Raw genomic sequence first — 785 nt, forward strand, 5'->3', positions numbered from 1 at the left:
CCGCTGGTGGATCTGACCGAGGAGCAGATCGCGCGGGTGGTCGCCTCGGTGCCGGGCGGGGCCGGGAATGTGCAGGACATCTACCCGCTCGCCCCGCTGCAGGAGGGGATCTTCTTCCACCACCTGATGGGTGGCGAGGCGGACCCGTACCTGGTGTCCTACGTCCTGCCGATCAGCACCCGGGACGAGGTGGACCGGTTTGTGGCCGCGCTTCAGGCGGTGGTGGACCGGCACGACATCCTGCGGACCAGCGTTGTCTGGGAAGGACTTCCGCAGCCCGTGCAGGTGGTCTGGCGGCGGACCGAGCTGCCGGTCCAGGAGGTGACCCTCGACGGTTCCGGGGACGCGGCTGCCCACCTGCTGGAACGCTACAACCCGCGCCGGTACCGGATGGACCTGGGCGCGGCGCCGCTGCTGCGCGTGGTGACCGGATATGACGAGCCGAACGAGCGGTGGCTGCTGCTGGTGCTGATGCACCACATCATCGACGACAACACGTCCGTCGGAGCGCTGGTCTCCGAAGTGGATGCCCACCTCGCCGGCCGCGGTGACGCCTTGCCGGAGGCGGTGCCGTATCGGAACGTGGTGGCTCAGGCGGTGCTGGGCACCAGTCGGGCGGAGCATGAGGAGTTCTTCACCGGTCTGCTGGGTGATGTCGACGAGCCGACCGCGCCGTACGGGATTTTGGATGTCCGCGGTGACGGCACCGGTATCGCGGAGGCGCGCGTCGAGGTGGATGCTGCCTTGGCCGGGGCGGTTCGGGAGCAGGCTCGTCGTGCGGGTGT

1 protein-coding gene is annotated in these 785 nt (G+C 69.3%); it reads left to right on the forward strand.

Annotation, left to right across the window (positions count from 1 at the left end):
* Window positions 1–785, forward strand: a 785-nt coding sequence (locus IEY86_RS35975; RefSeq protein WP_229699092.1) for a condensation domain-containing protein, incomplete at both ends; no start/stop codon positions are given.

Source organism: Wenjunlia tyrosinilytica, from assembly GCF_014646055.1.
Lineage (GTDB): Bacteria > Actinomycetota > Actinomycetes > Streptomycetales > Streptomycetaceae > Wenjunlia > Wenjunlia tyrosinilytica.